This window comes from Isoptericola sp. NPDC056618, assembly GCF_042792715.1.
GTDB classification, from domain to species: Bacteria; Actinomycetota; Actinomycetes; order Actinomycetales; family Cellulomonadaceae; genus Isoptericola; species Isoptericola nanjingensis.
This window is the reverse complement of record NZ_JBHTVZ010000005.1, coordinates 119,313-141,274: the sequence shown is the minus strand read 5'-3', so window position 1 is coordinate 141,274 and position 21,962 is coordinate 119,313. Positions and strand designations below refer to the sequence as shown.

Annotated in this window: 20 protein-coding genes; 17 read left to right on the top strand and 3 right to left on the bottom strand. The window is 75.6% G+C overall.

The window, feature by feature from the left end:
* Nucleotides 1-120 precede the first annotated feature (120 nt).
* Complete coding sequence (locus tag ACFQ8T_RS09290) at nt 121-657, bottom strand: GNAT family N-acetyltransferase (RefSeq protein WP_430546254.1); 537 nt, start codon at nt 655-657, stop codon at nt 121-123.
* Nucleotides 658-733: 76 nt separating this feature from the next.
* Nucleotides 734-1,435 carry an NAD(P)-dependent oxidoreductase gene (locus ACFQ8T_RS09285; RefSeq protein ID WP_430546253.1) on the bottom strand — a complete coding sequence of 234 codons (702 nt, stop codon included), beginning with the start codon at nt 1,433-1,435 and terminating at the stop codon, nt 734-736.
* Between the two features lie 135 nt (nt 1,436-1,570).
* On the opposite strand from ACFQ8T_RS09285, the gene ACFQ8T_RS09280 reads away from it, so the two are divergent.
* Both ACFQ8T_RS09280 and ACFQ8T_RS09275 read left to right on the top strand, forming a co-directional pair.
* Nucleotides 1,571-2,593 carry an AraC family transcriptional regulator gene (locus ACFQ8T_RS09280; protein WP_430546252.1) on the top strand — a complete coding sequence of 341 codons (1,023 nt, stop codon included), beginning with the start codon at nt 1,571-1,573 and terminating at the stop codon, nt 2,591-2,593.
* Nucleotides 2,594-2,636: 43 nt separating this feature from the next.
* The gene (locus tag ACFQ8T_RS09275; RefSeq protein ID WP_430546251.1) at nt 2,637-3,488 is read left to right on the top strand and encodes a TrmH family RNA methyltransferase; all 852 of its coding nucleotides are present in this window, start codon (nt 2,637-2,639) and stop codon (nt 3,486-3,488) included.
* A 99-nt stretch (nt 3,489-3,587) separates the two neighbouring features.
* Here the strand turns inward: ACFQ8T_RS09275 and ACFQ8T_RS09270 are convergent, their stop codons facing one another.
* Nucleotides 3,588-5,552 (bottom strand): beta-N-acetylglucosaminidase domain-containing protein, encoded by a 1,965-nt coding sequence (locus tag ACFQ8T_RS09270; protein ID WP_430546250.1) that lies wholly within the window; start codon nt 5,550-5,552, stop codon nt 3,588-3,590.
* A 228-nt stretch (nt 5,553-5,780) separates the two neighbouring features.
* Between ACFQ8T_RS09270 and ACFQ8T_RS09265 the strand changes: the two genes are divergently transcribed.
* The 15 genes from ACFQ8T_RS09265 (at nt 5,781) to ACFQ8T_RS09195 (ending at nt 21,949) form a co-directional block, all read left to right on the top strand.
* On the top strand, nt 5,781-6,587 hold the full coding sequence (locus ACFQ8T_RS09265; RefSeq protein WP_430546344.1) for an ABC transporter ATP-binding protein: 807 nt from the start codon (nt 5,781-5,783) through the stop codon (nt 6,585-6,587).
* A 99-nt stretch (nt 6,588-6,686) separates the two neighbouring features.
* Nucleotides 6,687-7,673: an ABC transporter substrate-binding protein gene (locus ACFQ8T_RS09260; protein ID WP_430546249.1), complete on the top strand. Its 987-nt coding sequence runs from the start codon at nt 6,687-6,689 to the stop codon at nt 7,671-7,673.
* A gap of 20 nt (nt 7,674-7,693) precedes the next feature.
* Nucleotides 7,694-9,790: an iron ABC transporter permease gene (locus ACFQ8T_RS09255; protein ID WP_430546248.1), complete on the top strand. Its 2,097-nt coding sequence runs from the start codon at nt 7,694-7,696 to the stop codon at nt 9,788-9,790.
* 46 nt (nt 9,791-9,836) lie between these two features.
* A complete protein-coding gene (locus tag ACFQ8T_RS09250) occupies nt 9,837-10,772 on the top strand; it encodes a universal stress protein (RefSeq protein ID WP_430546247.1) in 936 nt (311 codons plus the stop codon).
* Nucleotides 10,773-10,868: 96 nt separating this feature from the next.
* On the top strand, nt 10,869-11,921 hold the full coding sequence (locus ACFQ8T_RS09245) for a siderophore-interacting protein (protein ID WP_430546246.1): 1,053 nt from the start codon (nt 10,869-10,871) through the stop codon (nt 11,919-11,921).
* 251 nt (nt 11,922-12,172) lie between these two features.
* Nucleotides 12,173-12,856: an SAF domain-containing protein gene (locus ACFQ8T_RS09240; RefSeq protein ID WP_430546245.1), complete on the top strand. Its 684-nt coding sequence runs from the start codon at nt 12,173-12,175 to the stop codon at nt 12,854-12,856.
* Between the two features lie 7 nt (nt 12,857-12,863).
* The gene (locus tag ACFQ8T_RS09235; RefSeq protein WP_430546244.1) at nt 12,864-13,658 is read left to right on the top strand and encodes a hypothetical protein; all 795 of its coding nucleotides are present in this window, start codon (nt 12,864-12,866) and stop codon (nt 13,656-13,658) included.
* Complete coding sequence (locus ACFQ8T_RS09230; RefSeq protein WP_430546243.1) at nt 13,655-15,400, top strand: CpaF family protein; 1,746 nt, start codon at nt 13,655-13,657, stop codon at nt 15,398-15,400. Before ACFQ8T_RS09235 ends, ACFQ8T_RS09230 begins: the two co-directional genes overlap by 4 nt.
* Entirely contained in the window at nt 15,397-16,263 is an 867-nt protein-coding gene (locus ACFQ8T_RS09225; protein ID WP_430546242.1) for a type II secretion system F family protein, read from the top strand. Before ACFQ8T_RS09230 ends, ACFQ8T_RS09225 begins: the two co-directional genes overlap by 4 nt.
* On the top strand, nt 16,260-17,171 hold the full coding sequence (locus ACFQ8T_RS09220; RefSeq protein WP_430546241.1) for a hypothetical protein: 912 nt from the start codon (nt 16,260-16,262) through the stop codon (nt 17,169-17,171). Before ACFQ8T_RS09225 ends, ACFQ8T_RS09220 begins: the two co-directional genes overlap by 4 nt.
* Nucleotides 17,172-17,224: 53 nt before the next feature.
* Nucleotides 17,225-17,425: a hypothetical protein gene (locus ACFQ8T_RS09215; protein WP_430546240.1), complete on the top strand. Its 201-nt coding sequence runs from the start codon at nt 17,225-17,227 to the stop codon at nt 17,423-17,425.
* Entirely contained in the window at nt 17,422-17,838 is a 417-nt protein-coding gene (locus ACFQ8T_RS09210; RefSeq protein ID WP_430546239.1) for a TadE/TadG family type IV pilus assembly protein, read from the top strand. The genes ACFQ8T_RS09215 and ACFQ8T_RS09210 overlap by 4 nt, the downstream gene beginning before the upstream one ends.
* A complete protein-coding gene (locus tag ACFQ8T_RS09205) occupies nt 17,835-18,284 on the top strand; it encodes a TadE/TadG family type IV pilus assembly protein (protein WP_430546238.1) in 450 nt (149 codons plus the stop codon). Before ACFQ8T_RS09210 ends, ACFQ8T_RS09205 begins: the two co-directional genes overlap by 4 nt.
* A 3-nt stretch (nt 18,285-18,287) precedes the next feature.
* Nucleotides 18,288-18,749, top strand: coding sequence for a pilus assembly protein TadG-related protein (locus tag ACFQ8T_RS09200; protein ID WP_430546237.1), 462 nt, complete (start codon nt 18,288-18,290; stop codon nt 18,747-18,749).
* The gene (locus tag ACFQ8T_RS09195) at nt 18,749-21,949 is read left to right on the top strand and encodes a LysM peptidoglycan-binding domain-containing protein (RefSeq protein ID WP_430546236.1); all 3,201 of its coding nucleotides are present in this window, start codon (nt 18,749-18,751) and stop codon (nt 21,947-21,949) included. The genes ACFQ8T_RS09200 and ACFQ8T_RS09195 overlap by 1 nt, the downstream gene beginning before the upstream one ends.
* Nucleotides 21,950-21,962: the final 13 nt, after the last annotated feature.

Sequence of the window (21,962 nt, the reverse complement as noted above, 5' to 3'; positions counted from 1 at the left end):
CCTGGGGGGGGCCGCTTCTTTTTTTTATAACCCCCCCCCCCGCCCTCCTGGGCGGGGGTTACTTCTCCCCCCCCCGGCCCGGTTTTGGAAAACCCCCCCCACGCTCGATTCCTTCTGCGGTCAGGGGAGCACGAGCATCCGGGCCGGCGGCGCGCCCTCGCGCTGCCAGTCGAACCGCGCCTCGCCGACGACGCGCCACCCGCGGTGGAGGTAGACGGCGTGCGCGACGCCGTCGCGGTCGTCGACGTCGAGCACCGGCGTGCGGCCCCGGGCGTGCAGGTGCGCCACGGCGACGTCGAGCAGCGCGCCGCCGACGCCGCGGCCCTGCGCGTCCGGGCCGACGAAGAGGACCGACACGCAACCCAGCTCGTCGACGGGGCGGCCGGCGCCCGCGGACCAGATGGCGCCGAACCGGTCGTCCGGCACGGACGTCACGCTCACGTGCCCCACGACCGCGCCGTCGAGCTCGGCGACCCACGCGCGCTCCTCGTCGGGCCGCACCAGGAACTCCTCGACCGGGAAGGGCAGCGGCCACCGGTGCGGGTAGCCCGACGCCGGCTGCTGGGCGGCGAGGACGTCGACGAGGGCGGGCAGGTCGGCGGTGGTGCGGTCGCGGAGCACGACGGCGGGCGTGCGGGCCGGGACGTGGGAGGTCACCTCGCGATCCTGGCACGGGGCCCCGACAGGCTCGCGCCGGTCGGGGCCCCGCGGGGTCTGCGAGGTGGTGCGGACGTCATGCGGAGACGCTGAGCGTGGCCCCGACGGCGGCCGGGTCGGCGAGGGCGGCGGCGTGCACCCGTGCGAGCTGCCCGCGGGACACCTTGAGCCCGCGCCGCGTGTCGTCGGTCGTGACGTGGGCGGGGCTCCCGACGTCGGCGCCGTCGGCCGCGTCGTCCGGGGCGTCGGTGAGCGAGACCGGGCGCACGAGCGTCCAGTCGAGGCCGCTGGCGCGCACCACCTCCTCCTGGCGACCCGAGTCGGTGAACTGGCGGCCGATGACGAACCGGAACACCAGCTTCCAGGTGAGGTCGAGGTGCGCCCAGGAGTCGCCGAGGCCGTACGTGCTCTGCACGACCAGGCGGCGCACGCCGGTCTCGCGCATGGCTGCGACCACGGTCGCGGTGCCGCGCGAGCGCACGTCCGCGGGGGTGCTCGACCGGCCCAGCCACTGCACGGCGAGCGGGTTGTCCGAGATGCCGAGCGTGACGACGACGGCGTCCTGCCCGGCGACGGCCTTGGCGACCGCCTCGGGGTCGAGGGCGTCGCCGTCGACGGGCCGCAGGGAACCCGGCCCAGCGCCCGGCCCAGCGGCCGGTGCGGCGAACGCGGTGCTCGCCGTCCGGCCGAACGCGGTCACGCGATGCCCCGCGGCCACGAGCTCGCGGGTGATGGCGAGGCCGCTGCCCCGCGTCGCTCCGACCACCAGTACGTCCATGAGAGTCCTCCTTGTCGTGCCGAGCCCCGTGCGGCTCCGGCGTCTGGTTCCAGACTTCCGGCAGGATGACGGACGAACCATGAGGTCACATCCGGGAGTCTTGACCGTTCGTCCGGGCGGTCGCAGGATGGCGGGATGAGCGACGCTGCCGCCCTGCTGCCCGTCCCGGGCGCCGGGAAACCTCAGGTCGACCCCTGGGCCGACGTGCTCGGGACCCTCGAGATGGACGCCGTCTTCTGCTCCACCGGCCGGTTCTCCGAGCCGTGGGGCATCGCGATGCCGGCGCTGCCGGGCGTCCTGATGTTCCACCTGCTGCTCGACGGCCGGGCGGTCGTCGATGTCGAGGGCGGGCGGCACGACCTCGGCCCCGGCGACCTCGTGCTGGTGCCGCACGGCGCCGGCCACGCGATCACCGGCACCGCCGACGACCCCGCCACCGGGCTCTGGGACGTCGACCGCACGGTGGTCGCCGACCGGTACGAGCAGCTGCGGATCGACGGGGGCGGGCGTCCGGCGACCCTCGTCTGCGGGGCGGTGGGGTTCACCGACCCGGGTGTCGGCCGCCTGCTGGCGAGCCTGCCGCCGGTGCTCCGGGCGCCGGGCGCCGCGAGCGGGTCGGGCGCGGGCGATGACGGGGCGGACGGCGGCTGGCTGCGCGCCGTCGTCGCCGCGATCGACCACGAGGTGCACCATCCGCGGCCGGGGACGGACGTGGTCACGGCCCGGCTGGCCGACGTGCTCCTGGTGCACGTGGTGCGGCGCTGGCTCGAGGCGGAGGAGCCGGCGTCGGGGTGGATCGCCGCGCTGCGCGACCCGGCGCTCGGGCCCGTGCTGCGTGCCGTGCACGTCGCGCCGGAGGGGCCCTGGTCGCTGGAGTCGCTCGCCGCCGTCGCGCGGCTGTCCCGGTCCGCGTTCGCCGAACGGTTCGCCCGCACCGTGGGCGAGCCGCCCATGGGCTACGTGGCCGGGTGCCGGATGGACGTCGCCGCGCGGCTGCTCCGCGCGCCGGACGCGAGCGTCGAGCGCGTGGCCCGGCAGGTCGGCTACGACTCGGTGCCGGGGTTCCACCGCGCCTTCGTGCGGCGGCACGGCGCGACGCCGGGCGCGTGGCGCTCGACCGGCCCGGCGCGCAGCCTCGCCGAGGTGCTCGCGCGCTGAGGGGGCGGCAACGGTGCGGTGCGGTGCGGGGGAGAATGCCTCGGTGAGCACCCCCGAGCCCGGCGTCGACGACGCCCGCACCACCCGCGTCACCGACCCCGCGGACCCGCGCCTGCACGACTACACCGACCTCAAGGACGTGAAGCTCCGCGCCGCACGGGAGCCCGCCGAGGGGCTGTACATGGCCGAGTCGTCGTCCGTGATCCGGCGTGCGCTCGAGGCGGGCCACCGCCCCCGGTCGTTCCTCATGGCCGAGAAGTGGCTCGACTCCATGGCCGACGTGCTCGCGGCCCACCCCGACGCCCCCGTGTACGTCGGGTCGGACGACGTGGTGCAGCGGATCACCGGGTTCCACCTGCACCGCGGGGCGCTCGCGGCGATGCACCGGCCGGTGCTGCCCTCCGTGCACGACCTGCTCGCCGCGGCCCGCGGGGGCGCGGGCGCGCGCCGCGTCGCCGTGCTGGAGGACATCGTGGACCACACGAACGTGGGCGCGATCTTCCGCAGCGCGGCGGCCCTCGGCGTGGACGCCGTCCTCGTCTCGCCGCGCTGCGCCGACCCGCTCTACCGCCGCTCGGTGCGCGTGTCCATGGGCACCGTGTTCCAGGTGCCGTGGACACGGCTGGACTCCTGGCCGGGCGGCCTGCACGCGCTGCAGGACGACGGGTTCACCGTCGCGGCGCTCGCCCTGTCCGACGACTCGGTGTCCCTCGACGACCTGGTGACCGACCCGCCCGAGCGCCTCGCGATGGTGCTGGGCACCGAGGGGGACGGCCTGTCGCGCGGTGCCGTCGCCGCGGCCGACGTCGTCGTGCGCATCCCCATGGCCGGGGGAGTGGACTCCCTCAACGTCGCCGCCGCGTCGGCGGTGGCGTTCTGGGCGACGCGAGCCTGACGCGGGTCGCCGGTCCGGCGTCGAGCGTGCCGACCTGTCGAGCGCGCTGACCTGATGGCCGCCCGAGGTTCAGGTCAGCACGCTCGACGCCTCGCGGGGTCAGTCGCGGAGCCGGGCGGCCAGGTCCTCGAGGAAGACGTCGAGCACGCCGTCTCCCAGCTTCACGGGGGCGGCGCCCCAGCGGTTGTCCGGCGGGTCGACGATCACCTGCGCGGCCGCCTCGGCCGCGGCGTCGGCCCGGGCCAGGAGCGCGTCGCGCCGCGCGGTGTCACCCCGCAGGTCGGCCTCCGCGGCGTCGAGCGTGGCCAGGAACGCGTCGCCCCACAGGTCGTTCGCGTCCAGCCAGGGCGCGGCGTCCGAGAGGAACGCGGGGTCCACGCCGGACCTCCGGAGCGTCTCGGGGACGTCCGCGACCGTCCGGGCGTCGTCCCGCAGGCCGGCGACCGCCGCCCGCCGGTGGCCTGCCTCCCAGCGCTCCCAGAAGGTGCCGATCTCCTCCGCGAGGGCGGGCGCCTGCGGCTGCCACGGGTCGCCGAAGCTCGGCGCCAGGTGGTTGAGGTCGCCGAAGGCGAGCAGCGACTCCACGGCGTCCCGGTCGTCGTGGGCCAGGTAGCGCATCGCCTCGAGCCAGCTGCGGTCGCGGTCGTAGCCGCGGTCGTTCCACGCGAAGTCCGCGATGCCGAAGACGGCCACCTTGCTCGCCGCCGCCTGGTTCATCGGGTTCGACACGATGCCCGCCAGGTGGTCGGACAGGCCGGGCTCGCGCTTGTCGTACGGGGCGAGCAGCAGCCGCCCGCTGGTCTGCCCGTAGTCGTTGACGGGGTAGTTGTCCCACAGGAACGTCGGACCGCCGAAGACGGTGTCCGCCTCGATCGCCTGGTCGACGGAGATCGACTGGGGCACCACGTCGTTGCCCGTCCACATCACGACGACGTCCTCGTCCATCTCCCGCAGCGCGGCCTTGTAGGGCGACTCGGTGGTGTTGTAGTACTCCGTCGGCACCATCTGGAGCGGCCGGGCGCCGTCGTGGGTCTCGATCCAGCCCTCCTGCACGCGGGTGAGGAAGTCCGCCTGCGCCTTGCCGGCGTTGCCCGGAGAAGGCTCCCCGTAGGCGGCGCGGTCGGCGTCGCAGGCCCAGCGCGAGTAGTCGATGTCGTCGAGCGGGATGCTGAACGCCCGCACGCCGACGTCGTAGAGCGCCTGGAACTTGCGCTCCAGGGCGGCCAGATCGTCCTCGCCGGAGTAGCAGACGCTGTTGCCCGGCGAGAGCGCGAACGTGAAGCGCACGTGGTTCGCCGTCGCCGCCCCGACCAGCTCGGCGAGCTCCGCGAGCTTGTCCGCCGGGTAGTCCTCGCGCCACTTCTCGCGGTGGTACGGGTCGTCCTTCGGCGCGTACACATAGGTGTTCGCCTTGACGTCGCCGTAGAAGGCCAGCTGGTCGAGCCGCTCGGCGTGCGTCCATGGCTCGCCGTAGAAGCCCTCGATCGTGCCCCGCAGCGGCATGGCCGGGAAGTCCACCACCGTGGCGCCCGCCGCGGTGGTGCCGGCGCGCCGGTCGTCCAGCAGCTGCTCGAGGGTCTTCACGGCATAGAACTGCCCGGCGCCGTCGTGGCCCGCGAGGGTCACCGTGCCGCGTCCGCCCTTCGGATCGACGCGCACCGCGTAGCCCTCGTCGCGGTCGGGCACGTCGACACGTCCGAGGGCGGCGCGGACGTCGGCCCGCTCGCCGTCCCCGAGCAGGACGCGCACCTGTCCCCGCGCCGGGCCGCGGGCGTCCCCGCCCCGCTCGACCGTGCGGACGCCGTGCTCGCGCAGCAGCTCCTCCAGCGCCCGCCGCGCCGCCGGGTCCGTGCCGTCGTCGACCACGACGTCGACGGTGCGCGAGAGCCTGAGGTCGTGACCCGAACGGCGCATGTCCTGCGGTGCGGGGCTGACGATGGGAAGGTCGTCCTGGGCGCTCGTCGCGGTCGTGGCGCCGGCGGTGGTGGCGGTGGTTGCTCCGGTGGCGAGAAGCGTCGCGACGGTCAGCGTTCCGGCGGCGAGTCGTCGTCTGACGGTGGTCATGGGAACCTCCATTGGTCTAGACCAGTTTGACCACCCTGACGAAGGCCGATGCTCCTGTCAACAGGAAGGCGGCGATGTCGTCGACGACGCCCGTCGGTGACCCGCGTCACAGGGAATTACGCAACAGGGGGATGACGTAACCCTTCGGTGAAGGTTAGCCTCACCTACGTGAGTCAGACCCTGGTGCCCTCGCCGCCCCCCGTGGTCGAGTCCCGTCCGGCCGCCGCGATGGCCGGGCGCGGGCTGCGGCTGTCCTACGACCGCCGCACCGTCGTCGAGGACGCGGAGATCGAGCTGCGGCCGGGCGCCGTGACGGCGCTGCTCGGCCCCAACGGCTCGGGCAAGTCGACCCTGCTGCGCTCGCTCGCGCGGCTGCACCGCCCCGACGCGGGCAGCGTCACTCTCGCCGACGGCGACCGTGACGGCGACACCGACGCGCTCGCCCTGCACCCCAAGGACTTCGCGCGGCGCGTCACGCTCCTGTCGCAGAGCCACCCGACGCCGAGCGGCGTGACCGTCCGCGACGTCGTCGCCTACGGCCGGCACCCGTACCGCGGGCGGTTCCGGTCCGCGGACGCGGACGGCCCCCGGGCCATCGCGCACGCCATGGACGTCACCGGCGTCGCCGAGATGGCCGAGCGCGGCGTGGACGAGCTCTCCGGCGGCGAGCTGCAGCGGGTGTGGCTCGCGACCTGCCTCGCGCAGGACACCGGCGTGCTGCTGCTCGACGAGCCCACCACCTACCTCGACCTGCGCTACCAGGTGGAGCTGCTCGACCTGGTGCGCGACCTCGCCACCGAGCACGGCGTCGCCGTCGGCGTCGTCCTGCACGACCTCAACCAGGCGGCCGCCGTCGCGGACCACGTCGTGGTGCTGCACCGCGGCCAGGTGCGGGCCTCCGGCCCGGCGGCCGAGGTGCTCACCAGCGAGCTCCTCACCGAGGTCTACGGGATCCGCGTCGACGTCACGACCCACCCGGACACCGGCCGCACCCGCTGCGAGGCCGTCGGCAGGCACGCCACGCGCGGCGTCTGACCTCCCCTCGCCACCCGACCCACACCTCGCCGGCGCCCCCGCCCGGCACCGTCGCGCCCCGAACCGTGGCGCACCGACCCGAAGGACACCGAGACACCCATGCGCATCCCCACCCGATCGCTGCTGGCCGGAACCGCCGCCGCCGTGGCCGCGCTCGCCCTCACCGCGTGCGGCACCACCGAGGACCCGGCGGCCGAGGCCGCCGCCGAGCCGTCGGCCTCGACCGGTCCCGTCACGTACACCGACGAGCGCGGCGAGCACACCCTCGACGCCCCCGCGGCCGACGTCGTCTCGCTCGAGTGGGGCCTCACCGAGAACCTCGTCGCGCTCGGTGTCGAGCCCGCGGGCCAGGCCGACGTGGCCGGCTACAACACGTGGGACACGGTCGCGCCGATCGACGAGGGCACGCCCGACGTCGGCACGCGCGGCGAGCCCAGCCTCGACGCGATCTCGGCGCTCGAGCCGGACCTGGTGGTCACCACCACCGACCTCCCCGAGAACGTCATCGCCCAGATCGAGGAGGTCGCGCCGGTCCTGACGCTGCGCGGCTCCGACGGCACCGACCCGCTCGGGTACATGAGGGAGACCGTGACCACCCTCGGTGAGGTCACGGGGAAGCAGGACGCCGCCGCGGCCGCGCTCGACGACTTCGACGCCAAGGTCGCCGAGGGCAAGGCCGCCCTCGAGGAGGCCGGGCTCGGCGGCGCCGAGTTCACGATGGCGGACGGCTGGATCGCCAACGGCACCGTCTCCGTGCGCATGTACACGCCGGGGTCCTTCTTCGGCGCGCTGGGCGAGGCCGTCGGCCTCAAGGACGCGTGGACCGAGGGCGGCGACCCCGACTACGGGCTCGCGCAGACCGACGTCGAGGGGCTGACGAAGCTCGGCGACGTGAAGTTCGTCTACGCCGCCAACGACTCGGAGGCGGACCCGTTCGCCGACGGGCTGGAGGGCAACAAGGTGTGGGAGCAGCTGCCGTTCGTCACGGCGGGCGACGTGCACCGCATCCCCGACGGCATCTGGATGTTCGGCGGACCCCTCTCGGGTGCGGCGTACATCGACGCGCTCGTCGACGCCCTCGCCTGACCCGCCCGCAGCACGTGTCCGTGACCGTCTCCCCGCCGTCCGCCGCCCCCGCCACCGTGCCGGGGCGGCGGGCTGCGCCCGTCCGTGTCGTCGCGGCGTTCGCCGTCGCGCTGCTGGCCGTGCTCGTCCTGGCCGCGGTGCACCTCACCCAGGGCACGGCGGACGTCGGCGCGCTCGACGTGCTGCGCGCGCTCGTCGGCGCCGACCACGACGGCACGGTCGCCGTGCTCGTCTCCTCCCGGCTGCCGCGCCTCCTGGCGGGCCTGCTCGTGGGCGTCGCCCTCGGCGTCGCGGGCGCGGTGCTGCAGTCGGTGGCGCGCAACCCGTTGGCCTCGCCGGACACGCTGGCGGTCAACGCCGGCGCGTACGTCACGGTGGTCGCCGCGGCGGCCCTGGGCCTGAGCGTGCCCTTCTACCTGCAGGGCGGCATCGCGTTCGTGGGCGGGCTGGCGGCCGCGGCGCTCGTGCTCGCGCTCGCGCGCGGCGGCGCCGACGGCCCCACCCGGCTGGTCCTCGCCGGCTCGGCCATCATGCTCGCGCTCCACTCGCTGACGATGGTGCTGCTCGTGCTCTTCGAGCAGGAGACGACCGGCCTGTTCGCGTGGGGGAGCGGCAGCATCGTGCAGTCGGGCACGCGGACGGTGAGCCTCGCGGCGCCGGTGGTGGCCGCCGGGGTGCTCGGCGCGCTCCTGCTGGCCCGCCGGCTCGACCTCCTCGGTCTCGGGGACGACGCCGCGCGCGTCCTCGGCATCGACGTGCGCCGCACGCGGGTGCTCGCCGTCCTGGCGGCCGTCCTGCTCGCCGCGATCGCCGTGACGGTGGCCGGCCCGATCGGTTTCGTCGGACTCGCCGCGCCCGTCATCGCCCGGCTCGTGGGTCGCAGGGTGCCCGGCCTCGGCCGGCACGTGCTGCTCCTGCCGTTCGCGGCCCTCGTCGGCGTCGTCGTGGTGCTCGGCGCGGACGTGCTGCTGCGCGCGATCCTGCCCGGTCAGGCCTCGGTCGTGGTGCCGACCGGCGTCGTGACCAGCGTGCTCGGCGCCGGCATCCTCGTGTGGATGGCCCGGCGGCTGCGCGACGCCGGGGCGGGGGCACGGGGTGCCCGAGGGACGCTCGGCCGGCCCCGCTCACGAGCGTGGGTCGTCACCGTCCTGGTCGTCCTCTCCGTCGCCCTGGTCGCGGCCGTGGTCGCGGGCCTGCTGCTCGGGGACCGGATCGTGCTGCTCGGCGACGTCTCGAACTGGGTGCAGGGCGCCGCCGGGCGCCAGGTGAGCTTCGTGCTCGACCAGCGCGTGCCGCGCGTGCTCGCCGCCGTGCTCGCGGGCGCGGCGCTGGCGCTCGCCGGCACGATCGTGCAGGCCGTCTGCCGCAACCCGCTCGCCGAGCCGAGCCTGCTCGGCGTCACGTCGGGCGCGGGCCTCGGCGCGGTGCTGATGATCCTGCTCGTGCCCGGGGTCGGCATCTGGCCGATGTCGGCGGCCGCGGGCGCGTGCGCGCTCGGCGTGTTCGCCCTCGTGTACCTGCTGTCGTCGCGCGGCGGGCTCGGCTCCGAACGCCTGGTGCTCGTCGGCATCGGCGCCCAGGCGGGCACGACGGCGCTCATCACGCTCGTCGTCCTCGTCATCGCGCCGTGGGACGTCAACCTCGCCCTGACGTGGCTGTCGGGCTCGACGTACGGGCGCAGCCTGGAGCAGCTCCTGCCCGTCGCCCTCGCGCTGCTCGTCATGGTGCCGCTCGCGGCGACCTACCGCCGCGAGCTCGACGTGCTGTCGCTCGACGAGGACACCCCGCGCGTCCTCGGGCTCCCGGTCGACCGCTCGCGACTGGTGCTGCTCGGGGCCGCCGCGCTGACCACGGCCGCCGCCGTGTGCGCCGTGGGCGTCATCGGCTTCGTCGGGCTCGTCGCCCCGCACGCCGCCCGCGCGCTGGTCGGCGCCCGGCACGCGCGGGTGCTGCCCGTCGCGATCCTGGTCGGCGCCGTGCTGGTGTCCGCGGCGGACACGCTCGGCCGCGTCGTCATCGCCCCCGGGCAGATCCCCGCGGGCCTCGGGACGGCGCTGCTGGGGGCGCCGTACTTCGTCTACCTGCTCTGGCGGTCGCGGGGACGCGCGACCGCCTGACCCTCGCCGCCTTTCGAGCAGGGCCGCGGCGAGGGACGATGGAGAGGTGGACGAGCACAGCGCCGCCCCGGTGGTGGTCGGCTACGACGCGTCGGAGCCCGCCGACGTCGCCCTCGCCTGGGCGGCGCGGGAGGCGCGCACGCGCGGCGCGGTGCTGCGCGTCGTCTACGTGCGCGACGCGCACGACACGGGGGTGGCCGCGCGGCCGCACGGGGAGGACCTGGGGGAGCGGGGAGACGGCGGCGCGTGGCCCGTCGTGGAGGAGGCCGCGGCCCGCGCCCGCGACGTCGCCCCCGGCGTGAGCGTCGAGACCTTCGTCGAGTACGCCTCCCCGTCCGCGGCGCTCGTGGGCATGTCGGCCGACGCCGGCGCCCTCGTGCTGGGCGCCACCCGGCACGGCGGCCTGTACGAGGCGATCCGGGGCACGGTGGTGCTGCAGGTGACGGCGCACGCCCACTGCCCGGTCGTCGTCGTGCCGGCCGAGGGCCCGCGGACGGACCTGCCGCCGGACGCCCCCGTCGCCGTCGGCTTCGACGGTTCGGAGCAGTCCGCGGTGGCCCTCGACGCCGCCGTCGACGCCGCGTGGGAGCTGGGGCGCGCGCTCCGCGTCGTCGTGGTGTGGCGGCCCGGGGTGACCGAGTGGGTGACGTCGCGCGGGCCCACCGAGCACGAGGCGCACGACATCACGGAGGCCGACGCCGGGCCGGTGCTGCAGCACGCCCTGGCCCGGGTCGAGGAGCGGCTGCGGGAGCGAGGCGCGTCCGAAGGGGCGCTCGAGGTGCTCGGCGAGACGCGCGAGGGTCAGGTGGTCCGGGTGCTGCACCGCGAGGCGGAGGGCGCCGAGCGGCTCCTGCTGGGCACGCGCGGGCGCGGCGGCTTCGCGTCCCTGCTCCTGGGTTCCGCGACGCACACCCTGGTGCGGACGGCGGCCTGCCCGGTCGTCGTGGTCCGCGCGCCGGGCGCGGTGGAGGCGACGACGTAGCCGGTGCGCGCCGGTGCCCGCCGTCGCTCAGCACGTGTGTGACGACGGTCACCCGGGGTTGCGGACCCCCGGCGAGGTGAGGTTAGGCTTACCACCGTGACCGAGACCGTCGAGGCGACCGAGCGCGCCGACCAGACCGCCGCGCAGGACGTCGTCCCCGAGCAGCCGTACCGCATGTTCGACGTCACCGTCTCCCGGGTCACCCGGCTCTGCCCGTCGTTCATCCGCATCACGTTCACCGGCGAGGACCTCGACGGGTTCGCCGACAACGGCAAGGACCAGCGGATCAAGTTCCTGCTCCCCGCGCCGTGCGGCGGCTGGGAGTACCTCGACCGGCAGAACCCCGACTGGTTCACCTCGTGGCGCGCGCTGCCCGAGGAGCGCCGCAACCCGCTGCGCACCTACACCGTGCGCGCCGTCCGGCAGGACCTGCGCGAGGTGGACGTCGACATCGTGCTGCACGGCGACACGGGGCCCGCCTCCCGCTGGGCCAACGGCGCGAAGCCGGGCGCCCCGCTCGTCATCATGGGCCCCAACGCCGCCTATACGGACGGGCCGCACGGCGGGCTCGAGTTCAACCCGCCCGCCCGCAGCCACGCCCTGCTGCTCGCCGGCGACGAGACCGCCGTCCCGGCGATCGCCGCGATCTGCGAGTCCCTGCCCGACGACGCCGTCGGCGAGGTCTTCCTCGAGGTCCCGCACCGCGAGGACCGCTGGACCCTGGCCGCCCCCGCCGGCGTGCGCATCTCGTGGCTGCCGCGCGAGGACCGCGAGCACGGCGACGTGCTCGTGCCCGCCGTGAAGGAGGCCGCGGACCGGCTGCTCGCCATGGGTGTGCGCCCGTCGGCGGACGCCCCCGCCGTTCCCGAGCTGCTGGCCGCGGAGGGCGACGTCCCGGCGCTGACCGCCGCGGGCGTCGACCTGGACGGCGACCTGCCCGACGTCGACATCGACGCGGACATCCTCTGGGAGGTGCCCGTCGACGCGACCGGCCAGCCGCTCGCGCAGGACACCGTGCTCTACGCGTGGCTCGCCGGCGAGGCCGGCTCGATCAAGACGCTGCGCCGGTACCTCGTCTCGGAGAAGGGCGTCGACCGCAAGGCGGTCGCCTTCATGGGCTACTGGCGCCGCGGCCGCGCGGAGTGCTGATCCGGCACCTGCCGGCCGCATTCCGGCGGGATGTCCGATAAGCGAGAACTTCTCAGTCCGCGAGACGTTCGATCTTGTCTCGCGACGCGGACGATGCGCTGTGTCGATCGCGGCGGCGTGGTATCTAGAGGTGCGCTCCGACTCGCATGCCTGGGTGGAGCCCGACGACCTCGACGAACTCCTCACGGTGGCGAGACGACACCGCCGACGAGCACACCGTGCTCCGACCTGCAGCGAGAGGCCCTCACGACATGACGACGACGACGCCTGTGCCGGAGAACACCCGGGCGCGCCGGCAAGGGGGCGCGGACCCGTCCGGCGCGCCGGCAGGGCAGATCGCGCCGCCGCCGAAGATGCGCCGACGCCCCGCACTCATCGCGCTCTCCGTCGTGCTCGTGTGCGTGGGCGCTCTCGTGAGCGCGTTCGCCTTCCAGTCGATGTCGAACAGCCAGGAGGTGCTCACCGTCCGCGAGACGATCCACCGCGGCCAGGTCATCGACGCCGACGACCTCGTCACCGTGCGGATCGGGGTGGACCCTGCGCTGCAGGCGGTGCCGGCGAGCAGCGCCGAGGCCGTCGTGGGCAAGTACGCGGCGCTCGACATCGTGGCCGGGGGCGTCGTCACCGCGGAGCAGGTGACGGACGCGGCCGTGCCGTCCGAGGGGAACTCGGTGGTGGGCGTGAGCGTCACGGCCGCCATGCTGCCCGCCGGCCAGGTGCGGTCCGGGGACGACGTGCGGATCGTGTCCACCGCCGTGGGCGGCGGCGACACCGCGGACCTCGCGACCGTCGAGGGCGTCGTCGTCGGCGTCTCGACCGACACCGTCACAGGCAACACGCTGGTCAACGTGCAGGTCGCCGCGAGCGACGCACCGCAGGTCGCGTCGGCCTCCGCCGAGGGCAGCGCCGCGATCGTCGTCGACAGCCAGGAGTGACGGGCCCATGGCACTGATCGTCCTGACGTCCGCCAACGGCTCGCCGGGGGTGACCACCAGCGCGCTGGCGCTGGCGCTGTCCTGGCCCCGCCCCGTCGTCCTCGTGGACGCCGACCCCACCGGCGCGCGCGCCGTGCCCGCCGGCTACTTCGGCGGCGCCCAGATGCCCACCGACACGACCGTCGTGGACCTGGCCGTCTCCCACCGGCACGGCACCCTCGCCGAGGACCTGCCGCGGGCGCTGATGAGCTTCCCCGACAGCCAGGTGCAGTACCTCGCCGGCGCCATGAACCACCAGCAGTCGCGCGCGCTCGACGAGCTCTGGGAGCCGCTGTCGGCGGTGTTCAGGTCGCTGGAGGGCAACGGCCAGGACGTGATCGTCGACGCCGGACGCCTCGGCCTCGTCGGCTCCCCGACCAAGCTGCTCACGCAGGCGGACCTGGCCCTGCTCACGACGCACAGCTCGCTGCCCGCGCTCGTCGCGGCCAGCTCGTGGGCGCAGAGCCTGCGCGACGCGTTCACCGGCGTCGGCGCGATCGAGAGCCTGGGCGCGCTCGTCGTCGGGCCCGGCAGGCCGTACGGCGGCGGCGAGGTCGCGAAGGTGCTGCGGGTGCCGGTCGTCGCCGGCCTCGACTGGGACCCCGCCTCGGCCGAGGTGTACGCGCTGGGGGCCAAGCGCCCCAAGAAGTTCTCGTCCTCCGGCCTGAACAAGTCGGTGCGCGCCGCCGTGCAGAGCATCGGCTCGAGCGTCGCCCGGTCGCGCCAGCAGCTCGCCCTCGGCGCGGAGAGGAGCGCCCTGTGAGCACGCAGCCGCCGGACCCCAGCTCGCTGCCGATCTTCACCGCGTACGCCACGGCCGACGACGCGCTGTCGGACGACCTGGAGCAGACCGTGGTGCGCCGCCCCGCGCACGCGCTGGCCGGGCCGATCGACGAGTCGACGACCCCGCGCGGTCCCGCCGCCGCGCCCGCCGCCGTCGTGCACCACCCACCGGCGGTGCCCGTCGCCCGCACGGCCGCGCCCGCCGCCCCGCCCGCGGCGGGGCCGCCCCCGTGGCCGGCCGCCGGGCAGCCCGCCCCCGGCGCGCTCCAGCGTGCGACGCCCGCCCAGGTGCCCGCCCAGACGCTCACCCAGGTGACGACGCACGACGCCACCCGCGCGACAGGACGGGCGGACTTCCTCGCCCAGCCCAAGGGCGTCGACTGGAAGCAGGTCGCGGAGTTCCGCGGGCTGGCCTCGACGCGCCTCGCCGAGCGCCTCGGCGAGGACCGCGGCAAGGACCTGGAGGCGGAGCGGGAGCTCGGCCGGGCGATCATCCAGGAGATCCTGGACGACGCCGCCGCGGACCTGCTGCACGACGGCCGGGCGGCGTGGAGCATCGACCACCAGCGCGTGCTCGCCAAGGCGATCCACGACTCGCTGTTCGGCCTCGGGCGCCTGCAGCCGCTGGTCGACGCCGACGACGTCGAGAACATCATCATCAGCCCGCACGACAACGCCTGGGTCGAGAAGACCACGGGCGAGCTCGTGAAGGTGGAGCCCGTCGCGGACTCCGACCAGGAGCTGCGCGAGAACCTCGCGTTCATCGCGACGCGCTCCGACTCCAACGCGCGCAGCTTCTCCCCGGCCAGCCCGCACCTGCACATGCGGCTCGACGACGGCTCCCGTCTGGCGGCCGCGTCGTGGGTCACCGCGAACACGTCGGTCGTGATCCGTCGGCACCGGATGCGCAAGGTCGAGCTCGACCGGCTGGTGGAGCTCGGGATGATGTCGGCCGTGCAGGCGTCGTTCCTGCGCGCGGCCGTCCGGGCGAAGAAGTCGATCGTCGTCGCGGGGCCGCAGGGCGCCGGCAAGACGACGATCGTGCGCGCGCTGTGCGCGGAGATCCCGCGGTACGAGCAGATCGGCACGTTCGAGACGGAGTTCGAGCTCCACCTGCACGAGCTGCCCGAGGTGCACGACGTGGTCCACGCCTGGGAGGCGCGCCCCGGCTCCGGCGAGATCGGCGCCGACGGGCGCCAGGCGGGCGAGTTCACGCTCGACGAGGCCATCTACAACTCGTTCCGGTTCAACCTGTCGCGGCAGATCGTCGGTGAGGTCCGCGGCAAGGAGGTCTGGGCGATGATCAAGGCGATGGAGTCGGGCGCCGGCTCCATCTCCACGACCCACGCCGCGAACGGCTCGGGCGCGATCCGCAAGCTCGTCACCTGCGCCATGGAGGCCGGGCCGCACGTCACGCGGGAGCTCGCGACGTCGAAGCTCGCCGAGACCGTCGACCTCGTCGTCCAGGTCGGGCTGCAGACCCGCCCCCTCGACGCGACGGGGACCCGGTGGCAGCGCGACCGGTGGGTGTCGGAGATCGTGCACATCGCTCCGGGCGAGGAGGCCGTCGGGTACGCCACGACCCACGTCTTCACGCCCAACCCGCAGGGCGGCCCCGCCGTCCCGGGCACGATGCCGGAGGAGCTGCGCGACCTGGAGCGGTTCGGGTTCGACCTGACGTCCTACCTGGTCGAGGGCGCCCAGCAGGGGGACCTGCGATGACGGCCCTCCTGCCCGCCCTGGGCGGCGCCCTCCTCGTGGCGGGCGTCATCGGTGTCGTCGTCGGCGTGCGCCGCGTGCCGGTCGACGACGCCGCGCCGCGCCGCCGACGCCTGGCCGCCAGGTTCGCCGCGGTGGACCGCCAGACGAAGATCCTCGCCGCGGTGGGCCTCGTGGGCGGCATCGTGGTCTACGCGATCACGCACTGGCTGGTCGCCATCGTGCTCGGCCCGATCGCCGGCGTCGGCCTCCCGGTGCTGCTCAGCGCCGGCAGCTCGGGGCACGTCATCCGCCGGCTCGAGGCGCTCGAGGAGTGGACCCGCAGCCTGGCGGGCGTGCTCACCGTGGGCGTCGGGCTCGAGGAGGCCATCCGCATGTCGCTGCGGTCGGCGCCCGAGGAGATCCGGCCCGAGGTGACCAACCTCGTGGCCCGGCTGCGCGCCCGCTGGGGCACGGTCGCGGCCCTGCGCGCCTTCGGCGACGAGCTGGACGACGCGACGGGCGACGTCGTGGCGGCGACGCTCATCCTCGGCGCGAGCCGCCGGGGCGCCGGACTGGCGTCCGTGCTGGAGTCGCTGGCGCAGTCCGTGGCCGACGACGTGCGCGCGCGCCGCGAGATCGAGGCGGAGCGCGCCAAGCCCCGTGCCACCGCGCGCTGGGTCACCATCATCACCGCCGGCGTGCTGCTCGTGCTGGCGTTCACGGGCGACTACATCGCCCCGTACTCCTCGGCCCTGGGGCAGGTCCTCATCACGGCCTACCTCGCCGCGTACGTCGGCCTGCTCGTCATGATGCGCCGGATGTCCAAGGGCGAGGCGCTCCCGCGGTTCATGGGCGAGCGCGCCCGTGAGGGGGCTCGGTCGTGACGACAGGGCTGCAGATCGCGCTGCTCGGCGGCGCGCTGGTGGGGCTCGGCATCGGGCTGCTCGTGTGGCGCCTGGCCCCGAACCGCCCGGACGTCGCCGACGTCGTGCGCCGCTACTCGCAGGAGGCCGCGAAGGAGCGCGCCACCATGCGGACAGAGCTCGTGGCGGGCGACCGCTACGAGCGCGTGGGCGTCTGGGCGATCAAGCGGTTCCCTGCCGCCGCCTGGGGCAGGACGCCGACCAAGGAGCTCGCGCTCCTGCGCGTCCCGGTGCACCGCTACTACGGCAAGAAGGTGCTGTACGGCCTCGTCGGGTTCGTCATCCCGCCCGTGCTGACGCTGATGCTGGCCGTCGCGGGCGGGCCCGCGCTGCCGTTCACGATCCCCGCCGTCGCGTCGCTGGGGCTCGCCGTCGTGCTGTTCGTGTCGCCCGACATCGACGTGCGCACCGAGGCCAAGCACGCGCGGGCCGACTTCGCTCGTGCCCTGAGCGCCTACATCGACCTCGTCGCGCTCGAGCGCCTCTCGGGCGCCGGCTCCCGGCAGTCGATGGAGAGCGCCGCCGAGATCGGCGACTCGTGGGTGTTCCGCCGCATCGGCGAGGAGCTGCAGCGCTCCCGCTGGAACGGCGTCGCGCCCTGGGACGCCCTGCAGCACCTGGCCGACGAGCTCGGCCTCCCGGAGCTGGACGACCTGGCCGACGTGATGCGGATGAGCGGCGAGGGCTCGCAGGTGTACGACAACCTGCGTGCCCGGTCCGCCGCCATGCGCGCGGCCATGCTCAACGCCGAGCGCGGCAAGGCGAACGCCGTGAGCGAGCGGATCAACATGCCCATGTCCCTCCTGGGCGTGGTATTCATGGTGATCCTCGTGACGCCCGCGCTCCTCAACGTGATGGGAGGCATCTGACGCCCTCTCGTCGACGTACCCCCGACCACTTCCATCCCGGACAAGGAACACCCATGCTCCAGCTCATCGCCACCCTGCACACCTTCGGCGTCACCGTCGCGGACCGCGCCAGGACCAAGCTCGCCTCCCAGCCCGAGACCGGCTCTGAGACCATCGAGAAGGTCCTGTGGGCCGTGGCCGTCATCGCCATCGTCGCCATCGTCGTCGGTGCGATCACCACCTTCGTCAACAACAAGGCGGGCGAGATCAAGTGAGGCCCGGGCCCGGGCGAGCGCGAGAACACCGCGGGCCCCGTGCCCGCGGGGCGCGCGAGCGTGGGTCCTCGACCATCGAGATGGTCTTCCTCCTGCCCGCCCTGTTCACCCTGATGTTCGCGGGGGTCCAGGCGGGGTTGTGGTACCAGGCCCGCGCCGTGGCCTACGCGGCCGCGCAGGAGGGCGTGCGTGCCGCGGCCGCGGAGAACGGCTCGGCGTACGCGGGCAGCGCGGCGGCGAGCGACTACCTCGCGGACGTCGGCGCGGAGCTCAGCGTCAGGAACGTCGTCCCGCAGCGGACGCTCACGGAGGCCCGGGTCACCGTGACGGTGCAGGCCCAGTCGATCGTGCCGCTGTGGAACCCGGAGATCTCGCAGACCGCGAGCCTGCCCGTCGAGAGGCTCACCGGATGAGCCGCCTGGCGCGCGCCCTGCGACGTCGGCTGCGGGACGGCGAGCGCGGGTCCGCGGCCATCGAGGCCGCGGTGGGCGTGCCCGCCTTCCTGCTGATCATGGGCCTGGTGTTCGCCGGCGGCCGCGTGGCGATCGCCGGGCAGTCCGTCGAGGCGGCCGCCACCGAGGCGGCCCGGTCCGCGTCGATCGCCCGGACCCAGGCGGAGGCGGAGGCCGGTGCCGTCGCGGCCGCGCGGCGCAGCCTCGACGAGAAGGGGCTGAACTGCGCCCCGCGGGTCGCGGTGAACACGGGCGGGTTCGGGAACGCCGTCGGCGTCGCCTCGAGCGTCTCCGCGACGGTGACCTGCGACGTCGGCGTCGGCGACCTCGCCGTCCCCGGTCTTCCGGGGACGATCCGGATCACCAAGACCATGGAAAGCCCGATCGACACCTACCGGGAGCGCTGAAGCATGCCCGCCAGGACCGTCCCCCGGCGCCTCCGCGCGCGACGCACGGGCCGCGCCGCCGAGCGCGGCTCGGTCTCCATCTGGCTCGCGCTCGGCGCGTTCGTCATGATCGTCGTCGTCGGGATGGCCGTCGACCTCTCGGGCCAGGTGCTCGCCCAGCAGCACGCGCGCGACGTCGCGCAGCAGGCGGCGCGGGCCGGCGGGCAGGCGGTCGTGGCGTCGGACGCGCTGCGCGGCACGGGGGTCGCGATCGACCCTGCCGCGGCGGGGGCGGCCGCCCGCTCGTACGCCAGCACCACCGGGGTCGTCGTCACCGACGTCGCCGTGGCCGGCGACCTGGTGGTCGTGAGCACCACGGACTCCTACAAGCCCAAGTTCCTGGGGATCATCGGGATCCGCGCGATGCCGGTGTCCGGGGAGGGCGAGGCGCGGGTGGTCCGGGCCTTCGAGGGGGCGGAGCGATGATGCGCCGGCTCAAGGGGCTCCTGGCCCTGCTGCTCCTGATCGCCGTCACCGTGGGGGTGCCGTACCTGCTCCTGGCGGTCGGGGCGAACCCCCTCGAGGACGGGCTGCTCTCGCCCGACACCCTCCTGTCGATGCTCACGTCGCCGGACGACGGGTCGCTGCTCATGCTGCTGCTGCAGGCGGCGGCCTGGGTGGCGTGGGCGTTCCTCGCGCTGAGCATCCTGGTCGAGCTCGTGGCGCAGCTGCGCGGGGTGCGCGCCCCGCGGCTCGTGGGCCTGCGGCTGCCGCAGAACGCGGCACGCGGGCTCGTGGCCGCGGCGCTGCTGCTCTTCACCACGGTGCCCGTGGCGACCACGGCGACGGCCCTGGAGGGCGGCTCGGCCGGGGCGCCGCAGGGCGTCGTCGCCGCCGTCTCCGTGCAGCAGGCCGTCCCGGGCCAGAGCGCCGGGGTGGGGGAGCTGGCCCTCGACGCCGCGCTGGCGTCGCAGTCCGCCGGGCAGGGGTCCGGCGCGGCCCCGATCTCGTCCGACCTCCTCCGCGAGGCCCGGGCCCAGGTCGCCGCCGAGCAGGCGGCGCCGGTCGAGCAGGCCGCGCACCACGAGCCGTCCGCGCGGACCGTCGAGCACACCGTCGAGCACGGCGACTCGCTGTGGTCCTTGGCCGAGCACTACCTGGGGGACGGCCATCGGTTCCGCGAGATCGTCGCCCTCAACGCCGACACGCTCGCCGACCGTCCCGACTTCCTCACCCCCGGCTGGGTGCTGACGGTGCCTGCGCCCGAGACGCCCGCGCAGGGCGGCGCGAAGGCTGCGGCGCCGGACGCGAAGGCCGGCACCGTGGTCGTCGAGGCCGGCGACAACCTCTCGCAGATCGCGGAGCAGGAGCTGGGCGACGCGGACCGGTACCCGGAGATCTTCGAGGCGTCGCGCGACGTCGCGCAGCCGGGCGGCGCGCACCTCACCGATCCCGACCTGATCCTGCCGGGCTGGACGCTCCAGGTGCCCGGCGCGGCCGAGGCGGAGGGCGCGCGGCCCGCCGCGGAGCCGGCCGAGCAGCAGCCCGCCGGGCGAGCGGGCGCTCCCGCCGCCGAGGCCGTCGTCGACGCGGCCTCGGACGCCGCCGCGCCGGAGGCTCCCGCCGTCGTGGCGCAGGACGCGGGCACGCAGGACGCGGCAGCCCAGGACGCCGACCTGGGCGCCTCGACACCGTGGCGCGTCGCGGGGGCGACGGGCCTGGGCGCGCTGCTCGCCGCCGGCGTCGTCGCGCTCGTCGCGCGCCGTCGCCGGGAGCAGCAGCGGCGACGCCTGCCCGGGCAGCGCACGCCGATGCCCGCGGGCGAGGTCGCGGCGTTCGAGCAGGAGTCGCGCTCGCTCGCCGACCCGCTGTCGGTCGCGCGCCTCGACGTCGCCCTGCGGGCCCTGGCCCGGCAGTGCGCGGACGCCCGGCGCCCGCTGCCCGCGCTGCGCGCCGTCCGGCTCGGCGAGACGACGGTGGACCTCTACCTCGCCGCCCCGGGCGCGCTCGCCGCCCCGTGGGCGGCGGACCCGACGGGCACCGTGTGGTCCCTCGACCGGGCGGGCGTGCGGCGCCTCGAGGAGTCGTACGGCGAGAGCCTCGCCGCGGTCCCCGCGCCCTACCCGGCGCTGGTGACGCTCGGCCACGACGAGGGCCCGTCCCACGTGCTGCTCAACCTCGAGACGGTGGGGACCCTCGCCGTGACGGGCGCCGCGCAGGACGCCGGCGAGGTGGTCGCGGCGCTCGTCGTCGAGCTGGCCACCTCCGCCTGGGCGGACGACCTGCAGGTCGACGTCGTCGGCGTGCCGGGCGACCCGTTCGCGGACGCCCTCGTGGGGCTGGAGGAGACGCTGCGCACCGGTCGCGTCCGCCGGCACGACTCCGTCGCCGCCCTGCGCCAGGAGCTGTCCCGGCGCGCAGAGCTGGACCGGCGGGCGCTGGCGCGGTCCGGGGCGACGAGCGTCGGCGCGGCCCGCGCCGCCGGGCTCGCGCGCGACACCTGGAGCCCGGAGATCGTCGTGCTCGGCGCGCCCGTGCCCGAGCCCGAGCGCGCCCGCCTCGCGGCCCTGGTCGACGACGGTCCTCGGATCGCCCTCGCGAGCATCGTGCACGGGGCCGCGCCGTCCGCCCTGGGCGGCGAGCCCGGCTGGAGCCTCCAGGTCGGGCCGGGGGCGGCGCGGGCGCAGCTCGCGCCCGCCGGCATGGGGCTCCGCCCGCAGCGGCTCTCCGCGGACCAGGAGGCGCAGCTGCGGCAGCTGGTCGCGCTCGCGGGCGCCGAGCTCGCCGGCGACCCGACGCACGTGCGGGAACCGTCGCTCGCCGAGGTGGAGGCGATCGTCCCGGTCGACGACGTCGCGGCGGACGGCGATCCCGACGCCACCGACGACGACCTGACGCACGTCGCGACGCGCGACCCGGCCGGCGCGTCTCCGCGGGTCCGCGTGCTCGGCGCCGTGTCCCTGGAGGGCGCCGCCGGCCCGGTCGACCCGGCCGAGCGGCCGCGCCTGCAGGAACTCGCGGCCTTCCTCGCCCTGCGCCCCGACGCGACCGCCGCGGAGGCGGGCGCGGCGCTCTGGCCGGGCCTGGCCGGGGCGGCGCGCGCCGGCGCGCTCTCCACCGCCGTCGCCCGGCTGCGGCGGTGGCTCGGTCCGGCGTCCGACGGCGGCGACCGGCTGCCGCGCCACGCGGCGGGCGACCGCCTCGCGCTGCACGACGTGGGCTCGGACGTCCGGGCGTGGGAGGCCCTCGTCGGCGACGACGTGTCCTCCGTCGCGACGGAGGACCTCGAGCGGGCGCTGGAGCTGGTGCGCGGTGCACCTTTCGCGGGCGCTCGTCCCGGGCGGTACGCCTGGGCCGAGCCGGAGCGGCAGGGGCTGTCGGCGCGCGTCGTGGACGTCGCCTGCGAGGTGGGCCGCCGACGGCTGCTCGAGGGGCGCTGGCGCGCCGCCCAGCACGCCGTCGGGGTCGGGCTGCGTGCAGAGCCCGCCCACGAGGCGCTGTGGCGGCTGCGGGTGCTCACCGCCCACGAGAGCCGCGACGCGGCGTCGGAGACCGCCGCGGTGCAGGGCCTGCTGACCGCGACCGACACCCTCGGCGGCGACCTGACGCCGCGGACGGCACAGCTCCTCGCGGCGCTCCGGCACCCGGGCTCCGAGTTCGACGGCCTCATGGCCGGCGCGCTCTGAGCGCCCTGACGGA